The 19,439-nt window shown below is 31.6% G+C and carries 11 protein-coding genes; 9 read left to right on the top strand and 2 right to left on the bottom strand.

Annotated elements, in window-relative coordinates:
- Nucleotides 1–194: 194 nt before the first annotated feature.
- The gene (locus EM932_RS12030; RefSeq protein WP_135877441.1) at nt 195–1,157 is read right to left on the bottom strand and encodes a helix-turn-helix transcriptional regulator; all 963 of its coding nucleotides are present in this window, start codon (nt 1,155–1,157) and stop codon (nt 195–197) included.
- Nucleotides 1,158–1,249: 92 nt separating this feature from the next.
- On the opposite strand from EM932_RS12030, the gene EM932_RS12025 reads away from it, so the two are divergent.
- Nucleotides 1,250–2,074, top strand: coding sequence for a type II toxin-antitoxin system RatA family toxin (locus EM932_RS12025; RefSeq protein ID WP_135877440.1), 825 nt, complete (start codon nt 1,250–1,252; stop codon nt 2,072–2,074).
- Nucleotides 2,075–2,215: 141 nt separating this feature from the next.
- On the opposite strand, the gene EM932_RS12020 is transcribed toward EM932_RS12025, so the two are convergent.
- Nucleotides 2,216–2,824 carry a superoxide dismutase gene (locus tag EM932_RS12020; RefSeq protein ID WP_135877439.1) on the bottom strand — a complete coding sequence of 203 codons (609 nt, stop codon included), beginning with the start codon at nt 2,822–2,824 and terminating at the stop codon, nt 2,216–2,218.
- A gap of 125 nt (nt 2,825–2,949) precedes the next feature.
- Here EM932_RS12020 and EM932_RS12015 point away from each other — a divergent pair, with 125 nt between their 5' ends.
- From EM932_RS12015 to EM932_RS11980, 8 genes are all read left to right on the top strand, one after another.
- Nucleotides 2,950–6,081, top strand: coding sequence for a UvrD-helicase domain-containing protein (locus EM932_RS12015; protein ID WP_135877438.1), 3,132 nt, complete (start codon nt 2,950–2,952; stop codon nt 6,079–6,081).
- Between the two features lie 330 nt (nt 6,082–6,411).
- Nucleotides 6,412–7,788, top strand: coding sequence for an OmpA family protein (locus tag EM932_RS12010; RefSeq protein WP_135877437.1), 1,377 nt, complete (start codon nt 6,412–6,414; stop codon nt 7,786–7,788).
- A 95-nt stretch (nt 7,789–7,883) separates the two neighbouring features.
- Nucleotides 7,884–10,643, top strand: coding sequence for a PD-(D/E)XK nuclease family protein (locus tag EM932_RS12005; protein ID WP_135877436.1), 2,760 nt, complete (start codon nt 7,884–7,886; stop codon nt 10,641–10,643).
- A 1-nt stretch (nt 10,644) separates the two neighbouring features.
- Entirely contained in the window at nt 10,645–11,487 is an 843-nt protein-coding gene (locus EM932_RS12000) for an alpha/beta hydrolase family protein (protein ID WP_135877435.1), read from the top strand.
- 193 nt (nt 11,488–11,680) lie between these two features.
- A complete protein-coding gene (locus tag EM932_RS11995; protein ID WP_135877434.1) occupies nt 11,681–12,697 on the top strand; it encodes a GntR family transcriptional regulator in 1,017 nt (338 codons plus the stop codon).
- A gap of 174 nt (nt 12,698–12,871) precedes the next feature.
- Entirely contained in the window at nt 12,872–15,886 is a 3,015-nt protein-coding gene (locus EM932_RS11990; RefSeq protein ID WP_135877433.1) for a SusC/RagA family TonB-linked outer membrane protein, read from the top strand.
- 17 nt (nt 15,887–15,903) lie between these two features.
- Nucleotides 15,904–17,508 carry a RagB/SusD family nutrient uptake outer membrane protein gene (locus EM932_RS11985; protein WP_135877432.1) on the top strand — a complete coding sequence of 535 codons (1,605 nt, stop codon included), beginning with the start codon at nt 15,904–15,906 and terminating at the stop codon, nt 17,506–17,508.
- A 153-nt stretch (nt 17,509–17,661) separates the two neighbouring features.
- Nucleotides 17,662–19,437: a glycoside hydrolase family 36 protein gene (locus tag EM932_RS11980; protein ID WP_135877431.1), complete on the top strand. Its 1,776-nt coding sequence runs from the start codon at nt 17,662–17,664 to the stop codon at nt 19,435–19,437.
- Nucleotides 19,438–19,439: the final 2 nt, after the last annotated feature.

Genomic DNA, 19,439 nt, shown 5'->3' with positions numbered 1-19,439 from the left:
TAAAATATTTTATCAAACTTCACAAGCAGTATATATTTGACTCACCATAACATAAGTAGGTTAAGTTCATGGTAGATTTGGGGCAAAAAGGTGAACACTAGTTCACCTTTTTCATTTTTATTTTATTCCTGTATTCTTCTAATCAAAAGTTCAGCCTCAATAATTACAACATAGTCACCCCTTACTTATTAACTTTAATTTCTTTTCCTTGCCCAGGATTTTACAGCATGCAAATAAGCACTAGATTCTGAATAGCCCAAAATGTAGGCTACATCTTTTGTTTTTAAATGTTTTTCATTCTTTAAATAATTTGAAAGCTCTTCCTTTATTGTATTGACTATGCTTCTGAAAGATGTACCTTCTTTTGTTAGTTTTCGCTGCATATTGCGTTTACTGTAAGGAAATTGCTTCTGTACCTGCTCAAAATTGGGAATTTCTGGAGCACACATATTTAAAGTCATATTCCGTATTTGATACGAAAAAATCTTATCACCTTCTTTACTTGCGTTTAACATCGCAATAAATTTTGGTAATAAAAGCTCAACTTGCTTTACTTTATTTTTATTAATTTCTGTTTTAATGACCTCTAGAGGCAAAACTATTTGATATTTGTTATTATATATTATTTCAGTTTTTAGCAAATCATTATAAAATTTGCTTTCAAAAAAGGGTAATTTAATCTGAGGTACAAAAATATCTGTTAACATTAATTTTAGTTCTCTATAAATAATACTTAGCACCATATCTAAAAGATGCCTTTTTAACTCAATGTCTTCTACAGAGCTATCTAATTGCAAAATATAATTTTGAGAATCTTCAATAGCAGTAACCGAAACGATAGGAAACTTACTATCCAGAAAATTTTGAAGAATAAGAACCCCTTGTTCAATACTTGAAGTATTCAGAGATATTTCCAGAACTAAACCTAATGCTCCTAAATTAAGGTAACACCCAAAATTCAAACCGCAATAATCATTTTTAGAAGCTTCAATAACCTTATAAAAAACAGCTAAATATTCTTTAGCATTAATCATTTCTTCCAGATTACAAAGGTCAATATCCCGATTCGGTAAAAAATCTTTTAAGACACTGCTATCAAGACCCTGATATTCTGCAAAATTCAGTAAGTTAAATAAATATGGTGCAAAAATTTTCATAGTATAAAGATATAATAAATTGGCGCAAAGTATCAATTATAAGAATTTGATTCAATCTAATTTTGTTTTAGAAACTTTATAAAACAAAAAATATGAAAACATCGCAAAAAGCAACAAGACTAAATGCCATCGCAACCTTTATTTCCGGTATTGGTATTTTAGTTTTCCAAAAACAACTTATGTCCATTTTTGAAATAAATAATGATGCGCCATTTTTAGTAGTAGGTGGCGTAATTACCTTTTTTTCGTTAACCATGTTTATTGAAATAAAAAAACAAAGAGCATTAGCCATTTTATGGATTATTACACAGGACTTGTTATTTGTATTAGCAAGTATTTATATACTAATCACGCAACCTTTTAATATTTCAGACACGGGTTACTTGCTAATTGGATTATTTTTAATTCCTATTATATTTTTCATTATTTATCAATCTATAGGTTTAGCAAAAATAGATTCGAAAAATGGAACACGAATCAAAACTTTGTCATTTAAGAGGAAAGTAAAAGCCCATAAATCTAGAGTATGGCAAGGAATATCTGATGTTGCCAATTACCACAAAGTGGCGCCTAATATTGATAGCTCAAAAGTGGTTTCTGGAGAAAAAAAAGGGATGGTTCGCTCCTGTTCTCATGGTAAAGATAGTTGGACAGAGACATGCACACTTTGGGAAGACGAAAAACAATATTCATTTACAGTAAATACGAGTGCTCCAGATTACCCTTATCCGTTAAAATCTTTAAAAGGTATATGGATCGTTAATGAATCTTCAGATAATAAAAATGAAATTGTAATGATTTTTGAGTTTGAATATAAAAATTATCTACAAAACATACTTATACACCCGCTAATGAAACATAGATTCACTAAAGTATGCGCTAAACTTCTAGACAATTGGCAAAATAAGATTGAATAAATAAGACCTCTGAATTAAGATATAACTAAACTCAGTTGCTAATAAATTTAAATAAATACAATTAAAATTTAATACAGAAAAAACGCGACTAGTAAACATTACTAGGCGCGTTTTAATTTTAGACCTTTTTACGACAGAATCCTATTTTGCTTCAGCGTATCGTCTTTCAACTTCGTTCCAATTAATAACATTAAAAAATGCATTAATATAATCTGGACGTCTATTTTGGTAGTTTAAATAATAAGCATGTTCCCAAACATCAAGACCTAAAATTGGTGTACCTCCACAGCCAATACCTGGCATTAATGGATTGTCTTGATTTGGTGTAGAACATATTTCTATTTTACCTCCTTTATGTACACACAACCAAGCCCAACCAGAACCAAAACGAGTTGCCGCAGCCTTACTAAAAACTGCAATAAACTCATCTTTAGATCCGTATTCAGCTTCAATTGCATCTTTTAACTCGCCAGACAAATAACCTCTATCTTCTGGATTCATTACGTCCCAAAATAATGAATGATTGTAAAAACCACCACCATTATTTCTCACTGCACCATTACTCATATCTAAATTTCCAAGTATATCTTCAATAGACTTTCCTTCTAAATCTGTTCCGGCAATAGCATTATTTAAATTGTTTGTATATCCTTGATGATGTTTAGAATGGTGTATCTCCATAGTTCGACCATCAATGTGAGGTTCTAATGCATCATACGCGTATCCTAATTTCGGTAATTCGAAAGCCATAGTTTTAGTTTTATAATATTAATATTTAATTTCTTTCAAAATTACATATAAAACGGGGTAATTAAAAATAATTAATTGTTATGAAACCATTGATAGTTTTTATCTTGTATCCAAAATTATAATTCATGAGTCAAAACCATTCTTTTACAATTTATAATGCTTCTGCTGGAAGCGGAAAAACGTATACGCTTGTAAAAGAATATTTAAAAATTTTATTTCGATCTAATAATTATGAGCATTTCAAACGCATTCTGGCTATTACGTTTACAAACAAGGCTGTTGCCGAAATGAAAGAACGAATTATAGAAACACTCAAGGAATTTTCTAACAAAACAATACTAGACAAGCCAAATAGTATGTTTAATGCTATATGTGAAGAATTGCAAATGGATCCAAATGTACTTCACAATAAATCGGGAAAATTATTGAATACCATTATACATAACTATGCAGCATTTGATATTTCTACTATTGATGGATTTACTCATAAACTTATTAGAACCTTTGCTTACGATTTAAAATTGCCATTAAACTTTGAAGTAGAGCTAGATCAGGATGCTTTATTAAATGAAGCCGTTAACAGTTTAATTGAAAAGGCTGGAACAAATGATACGCTTACCAAAGTACTTATTGATTTTGCTATTGAAAAAGCGGATGATGATAAAAGTTGGGATGTTTCTTTTGATTTCAATAAAATAGCAAAGCTATTGGTTAATGAAAATGACGTACCTTTTATTGAAACATTGAAGGATAAAACCCTTGATGATTTTAAAACACTTAAAGCTCAGTTAAAAAAGGACCTTTCGTCCTTAGAAAATAACATCATTAAAAAAGCACAAAATATATTAGCCCTAATTGAAGAAGCTAGTTTAGAGTTTAACGATTTTTCCGGAAGTTATTTACCAAAGCATTTCAAAAACTTAGCCAATAAAAAGTTTGATCTAAACTTTGGAGCTAAATGGCAAGAAGACATCGAAACCAAAACACTATACCCTAAACGCGTCACAGATACTATAGCTTCTATAATAGAGGAAATTCAACCACAAATAGCTTCTAATTTCTACGAAACCAAACACATGGTTTTTCACCTTAAATTTTTAAAAGCTTTTTATAAAAACATAACACCATTATCTGTTTTAAATGTTATTAATAATGAATTAAAAGTACTTAAAGCAGAACAAAACAAGATGCTTATTTCAGAATTCAATACCATAATTAGTAAAGAAATAAGAAATCAACCCACTCCATTTATTTACGAACGCATTGGCGAGAAGTTTAATCATTATTTTATTGATGAATTTCAGGATACTTCAATAATGCAATGGGAAAATTTAATTCCCCTTTTAGGGAATTCTTTGTCAACAAAAACTGGAAATGCCATGTTGGTTGGTGATGCAAAACAAGCTATTTATCGTTGGCGAGGTGGAAAAGCTGAGCAATTTATAGGATTGTTTAATGATGATAATCCTTTTCATATTGAAAAATACGTTGAAAGCCTTCCAACAAATTATAGAAGTTTTAAAGACATTGTAAATTTTAACAACGGCTTTTTTAATTATCTGTCTAGCCAGGTTTTTAGTAAAAAAGATTATAAACACCTTTACGAAAACGCACACCAAAACACGTTTTTAGAAGATGAGGGATATGTTGAATTATCTTTTTTAGATATTGATAAAGAGGATCACAGAGACGAATTATTTTCTAGTAATGTTTTAAAAACGATTCATACCTGTTTAAAAAATGGCTTCAGGTTTGAAGATATCTGTGTGCTGGTACGTAAGAAAAAAGAGGGGATTGCGATTGCAAATTATTTAGGACAGCAACAAATCCCTATTATTTCTTCTGAAACTTTATTAATTAATAATTCAGCCGAAGTTGGTTTTATAAATAACATTTTAGCACTCTTAATTCAACCAAAAAACAACGAAATAAAAATTGAGATTCTCAATTATTTAAGCACGGTTTTTAATATTGAAGATAAACACGAGTTCTTTTCTAAACATGTTAATTTATCCATCTCTAATTTATTTGAAAGTTTTGAAGCGTTCAATATATCTATAAATAGTGATTTATTATTACAGCTTCCACTTTATGATTTGGCTGAAACTATAGTGAGAGCCTTCAACTTAGTTGAATCTTCCAACGCCTACATACAGTTTTACTTAGATATTGTTTTAGACTTTTCTCAAAAAAAGGGATCAAATATTTCTGGCTTCCTAGAATATTTTGACAAAAAAAAAGAAAGCTTAAGCATTGTGTCTCCTAAAGGACAAAATGCGGTCCAAATAATGACCATTCACAAATCTAAAGGCTTGGAATTTCCAGTAGTTATTTTTCCATATGCCGATCTAGATATTTATAAAGAATTAGATCCTAAAGAGTGGTTTCAGATAGATAAAGAAAAGTATGCTGGCTTTACACACACCTTATTAAACTATAGTAAAGATTTTGAAAATTACGGAGACGAGGGGCATCGTATTTATAATGACCATCAATCTGAACAAGAATTAGATAATATCAATTTATTATACGTAACCCTAACGCGTCCTGTAGAGCAATTATATATCATTTCAACAAAAGATATATCTTCTAAAGGGGTTCCAAATAACAAAAAGTATTCAGGTTTATTCATCAATTATTTGCAACACTTAGATTTATGGAACGATTCTCAATCAATATACAGTTTTGGGAACTCTAAAAAGACTACCGAAAGCTCATCCATTATAAAGGAAGCTAATATTCAACAAGAATTTATTTCAACCGCAAAAGAAGCTCATAATATAAAGGTTATAACCAAGTCGGGACTTCTTTGGGACACCAATCAACAAGAAGCTATTGAAAAAGGAAACCTTATTCACAATATCATGTCTCAAATTAAAACAAAAGATGATATTGATTTTGTCATTAATGATTTTATAAATACCTCTTTAATTACAAAAGAACAAACAATCGAGTTAAAACGAATCATAATTAAAATTATTGAGCATCCAAAATTAGAAAACTATTACAGCTCAAACTATACTATATATAACGAAAGAGATATTATTACTAAGGAAGGGATTATTTTAAGACCAGATAGATTGGTTTTAAATTCAAAAAATGAAGCTGTAATTATTGATTATAAAACGGGAATTGAAGATAAAAAACACTGGCAACAATTACAATCTTATCAAGATGTTTTAGAAGACATGAAAATAACCATTACAAACAAAATTCTTATCTATATTAATCAGGGTGTTAAAATAAAGTATCTGTAACCCTACAAAAAATAATATTTTTTGTAAGAAAAAACGCTTTATAGTTCTTGTAATTAAGATATTTATCCTCTCTAATCCCTCTTTTTTTATCGATCTATAAAAAAGCAAGAATACACGGACAGCTTTTGGCAAATCATACAAGCGAGTATTTTAGGCGAGGCTATCATTAGGTTTACTAAAAGCCCAGAAACTTCTATTATTATCTAAATCCATTCTGAACTGTCTATGATTAAACGAAATGTCCTATTTTTTTATATATTTGTCTTTGTTAATAAAATTTAACAACTTACTTTTGTTTACAATTAACACTTAAAAATTAAACTTTTGAATATGAAAAATCTTAGCAGATTATTGTTCGCTATGTTGTTTGTACTTGGTTATAGCAACGTTGATGCGCAAGACAAAAACAATCCATGGCAAATTAACATTGGGACTAACGCAGTTGATGCTTATCCTTCTGGTGATGGAGCTCCTTTTAGTGAGACTATCTTTAGTAAATATGTAGATGTAGATAACTGGAACATTTTACCTTCTTTATCAACTATCACAGTATCAAAATACATAGGTGATGGTTTTTCTTTCGGAATCGGTGGTTCTTTAAATAAAATCGACAGCTGGGGAGAAGACGCTAATGGAGACGCTCTTAAAGTAGATGATTTATCTTACTACGGTGCAGATGGTACTATTAAATATAGTATTGGTGAAACATTAGATTGGAACACTTTCGAGCCTTATTTAGGTGTTGGTGGTGGTTACACATGGGTAGACGAAGTTGGAGCTGGAACTTTAAACGGAACTTTAGGTTTCAATCTTTGGTTTAGTGAAAACATTGGTTTAACTCTACAATCAACATATAAACATGCATTTGAGGATTACTTAAACACTCATTTCCAACATACAGTTGGTATTTCTATCAAATTTGGTGGAGCTGATGCTGACGGTGATGGTATTTACGACAAAGATGACGCTTGTCCAGATGTTCCTGGTTTAGAAGAGTTCAATGGTTGTCCTGATACTGATGGTGATGGTATTGAAGACAGTAAAGATTCTTGTCCTAACGAAGCTGGTTTAGCTGAACTTAATGGATGTCCTGATACTGACGGTGATGGTATTGCTGATAAAGATGATAGTTGTCCTACAGTTGCCGGTTTAAAAGCTTTATCTGGTTGTCCAGATGCTGACGGTGACGGTGTAAGAGATGGTGATGACAAATGTCCTAACACTCCAGGTGCTCCTGCTAATAACGGATGCCCTTGGCCAGATACTGACGGTGATGGTGTTTTAGACAAAGATGATAAATGTCCAGATGTTGTTGGGACTGTTGCTAACAATGGTTGTCCTGAAGTAACTGAAGAAGTTCAAAAAACTTTAAATGAGTATGCAAAAACTATCTTATTTGATACAGGAAGATCTTCTATTAAATCTCAATCTGAAGCTGTATTAGGAGATATTATTAATATCTTAAATGAGTATAAAACTGCAACATTTACTGTTGAAGGTCACACAGATAGCGTTGGTAGAGAATCTACTAATCAAAAATTATCTGAGTCAAGAGCTAATTCAGTAAAAGACTATTTAGTTTCTCATGGTGTTGATACTTCAAGATTATCTTCTGTTGGTTATGGTGAATCTAAACCAATCGATTCTAACAAAACTAGAAAAGGTAGAGCTAATAACAGAAGAGTTGAGATCAACTTAGTAAAATAAAAAACTATTAATTAGTAGTTTAAAATAAGTTTTACAAAAAACGCTTCGGATATCCGAAGCGTTTTTTATTTTTATAAAATACCAATTAAACTTCAATGACAACTTTTATTTTTGATGTTCTAAAAGATTTACAAAACAGTGGTGAAAATCTTTCTGAATCAACCTTTATTTTACCAAGTAAAAGAGCTGGAGTATTTCTAAAACATCAACTATCCAAAGTTGTTAAACAAACTATTTTTTCTCCCAATATAATAAGCATTGAAGAATTTGTAGAAGACTTATCAGAACTTAAAAATATTACCAATACAGAGCTTCTTTTTGAGTTTTATAACACTTATATTAAATTAACTAAAAATAATGAAGCAGACTCTTTTGAATCGTTTTCAAAATGGGCTCAAATATTACTTCAAGACTTTAATGAAATAGACAGATATCTTAGACCTCAAAAAAACATCTTTGATTATTTAAGTGCCATTCAGGACCTAAACCACTGGTCGTTAGAAAATAATAAAACCGAGTTCGTTAAAAATTATTTATCTTTTTGGAACAAACTCCATAATTACTATACCTTATTTACTGAACAGCTTATAAATAAAAAAATAGGCTATCAAGGTTTAATTTACAGAGAAGCTGTTAATAATTTAGAAGCTTATATTCAAAATAATCCCGAAAAACAGCATGTGTTTTTAGGATTTAATGCATTGAATACTTCTGAAGAAACCATTATACAAAAGCTGCTTGAAAACAATTTAGCAAAAACGTATTGGGATATTGATGCTGTTTTTATAAACAACCAAAAACATGATGCTGCCTTATTTACACGACAACATAAAAATAATTGGGCATTTTTTAAAAACAAGCCTTTTAACTGGATAACAACAAACTATTCTAAAGAAAAAAATATTTCGATTTTTGGTATCCCAAAAAATATTGGGCAAGCAAAATATATAGGTACACTTTTAAATAATTTACAAAAAGACAATCAATCATTACAGAATACAGCTGTGGTTTTAGGTGATGAAAATTTACTTATACCAGTATTAAATTCCCTTCCTCCAGCCATTGAAGCATTAAATATTACAATGGGATTCCCTTTAAAATCTATCCCTATAGCCTCTCTTTTTGAATCTTTATTTCACTTACATAAATTCCCATCAAACACATTTTACTATAAGGACGTTATTAATATAGTCTCCCATCAATTTATAAGACCTTTATTTTATATCAATGAGGTTGATGTTGCAACAAAAATAATCGAGACCATTGATGCTAATAACTTAGTTTATTTAACAGCCGAACGTTTAAAACAATTAGCGGATAATTCTAATCATGTTATTGATTTATTATTTTCAAATTGGAACCAATCTGTTAATAATGCTTTAAAGAATTGCTCCCAATTAATAGTGCTCATCAAAAACTATCTAGACAATAAAAAAACCTCTAACTTATTATCGTTAGAATATTTATTTCGCTTTAATGAACTATTTAATGAACTATCTCGCTTAAATGCAGCATATCATCACATCAAGGATGTTTCAACACTATATAGTGTTTATAAAGAACTATTAAGCTCAGAAACCCTAGACTTCCAAGGAGAGCCTTTACAAGGGCTTCAAGTTATGGGTATGTTAGAATCGCGTGTTTTAGACTTTGAAACCGTTATTATTTCGTCTGTAAACGAAGGCATTCTCCCCTCTGGAAAAACCAATAATTCATTTATCCCATTCGATGTTAAAATAGAAAATAATCTGCCGACCTATAAAGAAAAAGACGCCGTTTACACATATCATTTTTATAGACTTCTACAACGTGCTAAAAACGTGTATATCCTTTACAACACAGAAGCAGATATTTTAACCGGAGGGGAGAAAAGTAGATTCATAACTCAGTTGGAGTTAGAAGGCATACATAATATTGATCATCAAATTATTGCACCTCAAGTTCCCGTAATTGAAACCTCGCTAAACACAGTAAAGAAAACTAATTCTGTTTTAAGTGAGTTAAAAAAAGTCGCTCAAAAAGGGTTTTCACCATCATCGCTAACTAATTATATAAGAAACCCTATTGATTTTTATTATCAGAAGATATTAAAAATAAAAGAGCATGATAATGTAGAAGAAACTGTAGCTGCTAATACTTTAGGAACCGTTGTACATAACACTTTAGAAGACTTTTACAAACCATTAGTCGGCACTTTTATATCTGTAAAAATAATTAAAGAATTAAAAACTAAAATTGTAAAGACTGTTACACATCATTTTACAGATGTTTATAAAGAAGGTGATATTACTAAAGGCAAAAACTTAATAATTTTTGAAATTGCAAAAAGGTATGTATCAAACTTTTTAGATTTAGAAATTGACGATTTAAAAGCGGGTAATCAAATAAAAATAATGGCTATTGAAGCTAATAATAATGTTTCCGTTGATATTCCAGAACTTGATTTCCCAGTTATTATTACTGGTAAAGTAGATCGAGTTGATGAATATAATGGGGTTACAAGAATTGTAGATTACAAAACTGGAAAAGTCGAACAAAATAATGTTGAAATTATAGATTGGGAATCTATTACAACAGATTACTCTAAATACAGTAAAAGTTTTCAAGTACTCACCTATGCCTACATGATGCATGTGTCTAATCAAATTCAGCTTCCAGTTGAAGCTGGCATTATATCATTTAAAAACCTATGTAAAGGCTTTTTAAAATTCTCCAAAAAAGACAAAGCAGGGGCATATGCCAAAAAGGACGCATTGATTACTCAAGAAACCCTTGACCATTTTTATAAAGAATTAAAACACCTTGTTCTAGAAATCTGCAACCCCAATATCCCATTCATAGAAAAAGAAATATAAAATGATTGACAAAAAAAATATTGTTATTAAAGGTAAGCACGGTAGGCCCATTTTAATAGATGTAACTTATGCTGTAAATGGCACAAATAAGCCCATTATTATATTTTGTCATGGCTACAAAGGTTTTAAAGATTGGGGTGCATGGAATTTAATGGCAAACACATTCGCAAATGCTGGGTTTTGCTTTATAAAGTTTAATTTCTCGCATAATGGAGGTACCATCAAACAGCCCATAGATTTTCCAGATTTAGAAGCTTTCGGTAATAATAATTACACAAAAGAGTTGGATGATTTAGAAACTGTAATTGATTGGGTTTTTAAAAATGATACCATAAAAGATAAAGGAAACACCGCTAGCATTAGTTTAATAGGGCACAGTCGTGGTGGCGGTATTGTTTCTATAAAAGCAGAGGAAGACTCCCGTATTAAAAACGTGATAAGTATAGCAAGTGTTTGTGATTTTGGTAAAAGAACGGCAACAATTGGCGATTTGGAGTCCTGGAAAAAAGACGGTGTAAAATATGTTCTTAATGGTAGAACTAAGCAACAAATGCCTCATTATTATCAATTCTATGAAGATTTTGTCAAAAATGAAGAACGCTTAACCATTAAAAGAGCCATATCTAATTTAAAAATACCCCATCTAATCATTCATGGTAATTCAGATACTAGTATTTCTGACGAAGAAGCTGAAAAACTTCATAAATGGAATCCAAATAGCAAGCTAGAAATTATAGAAGGTGCAAACCATGTTTTTGGTGCTTCACATCCTTGGGAAAAAGATAATTTACCAATACATTTACAAAAACTTATACAAGTAACCCTGTCTTTTTTAGAACTTTAATATTGAACTTATCTTGACTTTTTGTTTTTAACCGAAAATGAGTTGAAATTTGTTCAGATTAAGCACTTTTTGAAAGGCATAGCATCGCTATGTATAAAAAAATAATGAAATATGAGCGAATTTTAGCCATTTTTTAGGAAATAGAAAAAGTCAAGATAAGTTCATTTTATAATTCAACTCTAACTAACGATTTATGAAATTTCTTTTTGAAAAAATAAATGATTTAAAAAAAACGAAGCCGCTTACTAAGCATGAACAGCTAGTAAACGCAATAATTAGTAAAATTGAATCAAAAGAACTAAAAAAAGGAGATCGCTTACCATCAATTAATAAAATGGTTGCTGAAGTCGGTTTTGCCAGAAAAACCATTGTTAAAGCTTACGAAGACTTAAAAGGGAGAGGCATTATAGAATCTAAAAACTTTAAAGGCTATTATATTGCTGATGTAAATACCAATACAAAGCTAAGGGTAGCACTTGTACTTTTTGCATTTCATTCTTTCCAGGAAGATTTTTATAACACCTTTAGAAAAGAATTAGGTAAAAAATATATTATAAACGTTTTTTTTCATCATAACAATATAGATGTTTTTAAAGATATCCTCTCAAGAATCTCGGGTAGATATGGTATGTATGTTATCGCTCCTATACAAACCCCAGAAGTGGGACTATTATTAAAAAATATCCCAAGTGAAAAGTTATTAGTTATAGATAGACATATCCCTTTGCCAAGTGATTATTCATATATCACACAAGAGTTTGAAGATTCAACCTATGATCAATTAAAAAAACTACTTCCTGAAATAAAAAAATATAAAAAGTTTATCTTATTTTTTAAAGACAATTCTGATTACCCAGTAGGCATCCTAAATGCTTTTAATAAATTTATTGAAGAAAATAACATTGACGCCAAAGTAGAGAAAGAATATAAAAAAGATAGTGTTACTAAAAACACCTTATACTTTTTTATTAGCGATGGTTATTTATGGGAAATTCTTAGAGACAGCAAATCAAAATCCTACACAATTGGAGAAGATATAGGGGTTTTAGCCCATAATGATAATGCTATTAAAGAAATTATTTTTGGAGGCATTACTACAATTTCTACAGACTTTAAAAAAATGGCTTTAGAAGCTGCCAATTATTTGAAATTCAGGGAACATACTCGTAAAATAGTACCTTCCGAGCTAATTCACAGGAATTCATTATAGCAATATTTAAAGGGTTTTCATTCCTAAATATCCAGTTTTTAGATGGATTTTTTTATATATTCTTAGAATTTGTCAATTTTTTATATATATTTGCAAAGTAGCATACTGTAGCATACTTTTAAATAATAAAAGTAGCATACACTATCACAGTTAAACTAACTTAAATATTGACTTATGAAAAAAAATGTACTAAGACTATTATTTGCCTTAGTCTTTTCCCTCTCGGGAATGGTTGCTAATGCTCAAACATCAACTGTTTCAGGAACAGTTACAGACGGAAAAATTCCGCTTCCTGGAGTTAACATTATTGTGAAAAACACAGCAAATGGTACTTCAACAGATTTTGATGGAAACTTTACCATTAGTAATGTTAGCTCAGGAGACATTCTTGTTTTTAGCTATGTCGGCTATAAAAATCAAGAAGTTACTATTGGAAACGAAACTACAATTAATGTAGCTTTAATCGAAGATGCTGCTGCATTAGAAGAGGTAGTTATTGTAGGTTATGGAACAACAAACAAACGCGAATTAACTGGTTCAGTAGGATCCGTTAAAGGAGGGGATTTAGTAAATACAGTAGCCGGTAATCCAACCGCAGCACTACAAGGAAGGCTTACTGGAATACAAGTTGAAAACCCTGGAGGTCAACCAGGTGGGACAGGCAACGTATTTATTAGAGGTATCAATTCTTTAAGTAATGCATCACCGCTTTATATAGTGGATGGATTATTTGTAGATAACATGAACTATATAAACCCTATAGATATTGATAATATCTCTGTATTAAAAGATGCCGCCGCTGCTGCAATATATGGTTCTAGAGCAGCCAATGGTGTTGTTTTAATTAAAACAAATCATGGTAGAAAAAATAAAGGTTTAGAAGTTACCTTTAATACTAGAATTGGTTTTGATACGCCCAGTAAAAAATTAGATTTTATTAACGGTCAGCAATATACCGATTATTTAAATCAGCGATTTGCTAATGATGGTAGTTCAACAACTGTTGCATTTAACGGTGTAGATACAGATTGGCAAGATGAAAACCTTCAAAGTGGAATTATCGAGGATTATGGATTATCACTTTCTGGTGGTGGCGAGAAATCATCTTACTTTTCATCTGTAAACTATTATAATCAAGATGGTATTTTGATAGGATCTGGATTTAAAAGATTAAATGCCAGATTTAATAGTAATCATGAATTTGGTAAGTTTAAATTATCTCAATCATTAGGTATTACCGAAGCAAAATTACAAGAAAACAACTGGTATGGTTTTGATGGTACTACTGCTCCTACTGTAGCTCTAAGAAATGCTAGTAATGAGGGTGGTTTTGAAGCACCTTCTACAGATGTTCAGGGTCCAGGTGGCGTTAACCAATTTGCTTTAGCTACTTTGGAAAATAATTTAGAAACGACTAGAACATTATTCTCTAGTTTAAAACTAGACTACGAAATAAATGAAGCTTTAACGGCCTCTGTTAATTTAGGTGTTGATTATACCTCTCAAAAACGTTTTCAGTTTACACCAACCTATTTCATGAGCTTAGTAGATCCTGTAAGAAATGTGAATGATTTAAATGATTTAACAGAGTTTAAACAAGAAGATATTAACTTGTTATTCGAACCTACTTTATCATATAACAAAACATTTAATGATGTGCATAAAGTATCTGCCGTTATAGGTTATACCCGATTTATTGAAACACAAAAAAGCAGTGGGATATATGGACAAGGTACCCCTGCCAATAGTATTCAAGTTGTTGGGGCATTACCTTCAAGCGATCAAAATATACTTTTAGGACAAGATAATAAAGCTGGTTTAATATCTTATTTTGGTCGTTTAAATTATAACTACAATGACAGATATATTTTCTCAGGAACTTTAAGAAGAGATGCTTCGTCTAGATTTGCAAAAGATAATCAAGAAGGGTATTTTCCTTCTGTTTCTGCTGCATGGAATATTAGTAATGAAGATTTCTGGAAATCTGAAACCATTAACTTTTTCAAGTTAAGAGTATCTTACGGAGAGTTAGGGTCATACCCAGATGTATTTTACCCTACACAAGCCGTATTTCTTGCCAACCAATCAAACACAAGTTTTGGGGGTAGTACAGCAAACGGTTTAGCACAAACAACACTTGCAGATGAAAATCTAGTATGGGAAACCACAAAAACTTTTGATATTGGTGTCGATATGTCCTTATTGAATAGTGCCATTACTTTTTCGGCAGACTATTATTCAAAAGATGTTGAAGATGCTTTAGTACCCATCAGCATCCCATCCACAGCTGGTGTTAGCTTACCTGTTACCAGGAACGCTGGAGCACTTGTTAATAATGGTTTTGAGTTTGATGTTACTTACAAAAAATCCGAAGGTGATTTTACTTATAGCGTAGGCACTAATTTTTCTTTCAATCTTAAAAATGAAGCAAAAGATATTCCAGCAACTATTTTAGGCCCTGGAATAGATGAAGATTTACGTATTGTAAATAGAACTGAGGCTAATGGTCCTGTAGGTGCGTTTTATGGCTGGGTTGTTGAAGATAAAGTAGACCCTGCTACTGGTGATTTTATTAGAGTTGATACCGATGGCGTTGCTGGAATTACTTCAGACGACCAAACAATTATTGGAAATCCAACACCTGATTTTACTTACGGTTTAAATTTTTCTGGGGAATACAAAAAGTTTGACTTTTCATTAAACTTTAACGGGGTCTCTGGAAACGAAATATATAACCTAAGTAGATATTACAATATCTTATGGCAAGATGGTGGTAAATTCACAGATGTCCTTAATTCGTGGACGCCTTTAAATACTGATACTAATATTCCGAGAGCAACAGTAGATGATGAAGCAGGAAACAAAGAACCTTCTTCCTTCTTTGTAGAAAACGGATCTTATTTTAGATTAAAGAATTTAGAAGTTGGGTATAATTTCGGAGAAAAAGCACTTGGTGTCGATTGGATAAAAAGTGTCAGGCTATCATTAAACATTCAAAATGTTTTTGTAATAACAGATTATACTGGTTACGACCCAGATATAGCGTCAACAAATGGCGGTAGAGCCAATTTAAATTCAGGTGTTCCTGGAGTTAGATCTGGAGTAAACCCTTTACTAGGTAGAGGTCTAGACCAAAGAGCGTATCCTAATGCCAGAACATTTATGTTAGGCTTACAGGCTAAGTTTTAATCAATAAAAAATATATTATGAAAAAAATAATAAATATAAAGTCCTTATTAGGCATAATAACATGTTCGTTATTACTCGTATTGTTTGCTTGTTCTGATAATATATTAGATCAACAAAATAACAATGCAACATCTACAGCAAACTTTGGTACTTCTGTAGAACAAGTGAAGTCTGCTATAAATGGAGCTTTTCACCCCATTACGGGAACCTTTTTCTGGGGAAGAATTGTACACACAGGAGCTATGTTACGATCAGATGAATTTAACGTATTTCCTTTTGGTTCTAATACAGCCATGTCAACTTTTTTAGGAAACCCTGGAGACCGTTGGGCTACTGAACCATGGCAAGAACTTTATAAGTCTATTGCACGTTGCAATAATGTTATTATTAGTGTCACTGAAGAAGGTATTCCAGACCAAACCACTAGAGAAAATTTAGTTGGACAAGCTTATTTCCTTCGTGCTTTTGATTATTGGTATTTAGTAAACCTTTATGGTAACGTGCCATTAATTACAGAATTACCAGATTTAGATAATTTACTGGTAAAACAAGCTACTCCAGAAAGTGTATGGGCTCAAATAATTTCAGATTTAGAAATGGCCGAAACAATGCTTCCAGATAGCTGGACCGGTGAAGATTTAGGAAGACCTACAAGTGGAGCTGCCACAGCTTTAAAAGGAAAAAGCTATTTATACATGAAACAATTTGGTCCAGCTGCAACAGCATTGGGAAGTTTAGTTGGAAAATACAGCTTATTACCAGCTGCCAATTTTGGAGAAAACTTTTCTACAACCAATGAAAATAATAGCGAATCTGTATTTGAATTACAATTTTTAGGTCAACAGACCTTTGTATGGGGGTCTGATATTCCTGGAACAGGAAGCATGGGGAATTACCATATAGATTATGCAACACCAACAAAGTCTCCAGATAAAGGACATCTTATTAATCCTTGGTTAAAAGATTTATTTGAAGCTAATGGAGATACTGTACGTAGAAACGAAACGTTACTTTATGATTATCCGGGAGCTACAGGATATGGAGGCGCAAGTTTCAATATCGATTTAGCAGATACTTTAGATGAAGACGGTAATGTTGTTGCTGGCGACCTTACTGTAGCAGCAGATGCAGGGTTAGAAGCTATATACGGAAAAAAATATTCTGGAATGGACTTAGGAGCCAGAGGGGATGTGGATTTCTTAGGCACCAATGTTGGAAACAACTGGAGAATTATTCGCTATGCTGATGTTTTATTAATGTTAGCTGAAGCATTAAACGAAGACAATATGACATCTCAAGCTATTCAATATATAGATATGGTTAGAGATAGGGCAAATTTAACATTAATAGCAGATACAAATCCAGGTATTAACCAAGTCGATATGCGTCAGGCTATTATTGAAGAACGCGCTATGGAACTTGCTGGCGAAGGCCACCGTTTCTTTGACTTAGTTCGTTGGGATTTAGCCGATGATTATATGGGAGCAACATCTTTACATGGCACACACCCAAAATCATTAAGTGGCGGTATTTTTCAAAGCAACAAACATGAGTTGATCTGGATACCAAATTCTGAAAGAGATTCAAACCCGAATCTCGATCAAAATCCAGGTTATAATTAATCATTGAAAAAATTGATTTTTAGTTTAGTTTGTAGATTGAACAAAAGTCGAGTTCCCTTAATTAACTCGGCTTTTCTCAATCTCCCATCCTCTATCTTAAAAGTTAAAACAGCACTTTAATTAATTGCTTCTCACAATTAATACAACATTAGAATGGCAAAAAAAGAAAATTATATACCTTCTGTAAAAGACATCCAAATTATTGGAGCTTCAAATAACTTTAAAACAGAATTAACTGTTATTTCTAACGATAACAATCTTTCTATATTTAATTTTAATGTTACTGCTGCAACGTCACAAACTCCAAAACCTATAACATTAAAATGGAAAACCCCAGCACATAATGTGAAAGGCGTCTGGAAACCTACAACAGATTTTGCAAAGCGCATACATGCCGATTGGGAAATGCAACCTATGGAATCAAGAATATCTATAGATGCACCTGTTATTGGTTTATTCGGTCATGATGATAGTAATAGGTTAACCTTTGCATGTTCTAACGCTATTAATAAATTAGAACTTAACACAGAAATAAGAGAAGAAGACGATTGTTTTTATTGTTATATCACATTCTTTTCTGAACAACAATCTAAAATAGATCATTTCAATTCTCAGATTAGATTAGACTTTGGTGAAAAGCATTTTTCTGATGCTTTAAAAGACGTTTCAAAATGGTGGGAAACGTTCGAAAACCTGAAACCTGTCCTGGTACCAGATATTGCTTTAGCACCATTATACTCTACATGGTATCAATTCCACCAAAACCTAGAAGAAGATGTATTATTAGAAGAGTTTAAAATGGCCTATAATTTAGGTTACAAATCCATAATAATTGATGATGGTTGGCAGACAAATGATAGTAACAGAGGTTATGATTATACTGGGGATTGGAATCCAGATCGTTTATCAAAAACAAAAGAATTTATTGATAGTATTCATGCCATAGGTATGAAAGTTGGTTTTTGGTATTCCGTTCCTTTTTGCGGAAAAAAATCAAAAGCCTACAAACAATTTAAAGGAAAGTTTTTAACGGAAAATCATCGTTGGGCTCCTGTATTCGATCCACGTTATCCAGAAGTGAGGGATTATTTAATAAACATCTATAAATCTGCCTTAATCAGCTGGAACCTTGATGGATTCAAACTAGATTTTATTGATGATTTTAGACTATATCCAGATACAATTAAAGAGAAAAGTTTCAATATGGACTATGGCTCTATTAACGAAGCGGTTGATAGGTTATTAACCGATGTGATGCTCACACTTAGAAATATAAACCCAAATATTTTTATAGAGTTTAGACAAAAATATACAGGTCCAGCCATGAGAAAATACGGAAATATGTTCCGCGCTTTCGATTGTCCAGGAGACGCCACAATGAACAGAGTAAGAATTGCTGATATAAGAATGTTAGCAGGCAACACCGCTGTACATTCAGATATGATTACCTGGCACAATGAAGAATCATTAGAAGTTGCTGCACTACAAATGGTGAATACCTTATTTGGAGTCCCTCAAATATCAGTAAAACTAAAAGATATCCCAGAAGATCATTTAAAAATGGTTAAATTCTACACGAATTATTGGAATGAAAATAAGGACACCATTACAACAGGTCATTTTATACCTTATAATCCGCTAGCAAATTATCCATTAAAACAAGTTTCAAAAAACGGAACAGCCATTTTTGGAGTATACGATGATTATCTTCTTAAATTGAAAGAATGCTTTAATAATATTCATATTATAAATGGTAAATTATCAGAAAGCATAGTTATTAAAATGGCTTCTTCAACAAAAAACTATAACTGTGAGACCATTAATTGCAAAGGAGATATAGTAAATCAGAATTCAATAGTACTAAAACAAGGAGTGACTGAAATTAAGGCACCTGCATGTGGTATGATTAAACTAACTTTAAAAAAATAATT

This window comes from Flavivirga rizhaonensis, assembly GCF_004791695.1.
In the GTDB taxonomy this organism is placed as follows: Bacteria; Bacteroidota; Bacteroidia; order Flavobacteriales; family Flavobacteriaceae; genus Flavivirga; species Flavivirga rizhaonensis.
This window is presented reverse-complemented; position numbering and strand designations above follow the sequence as displayed.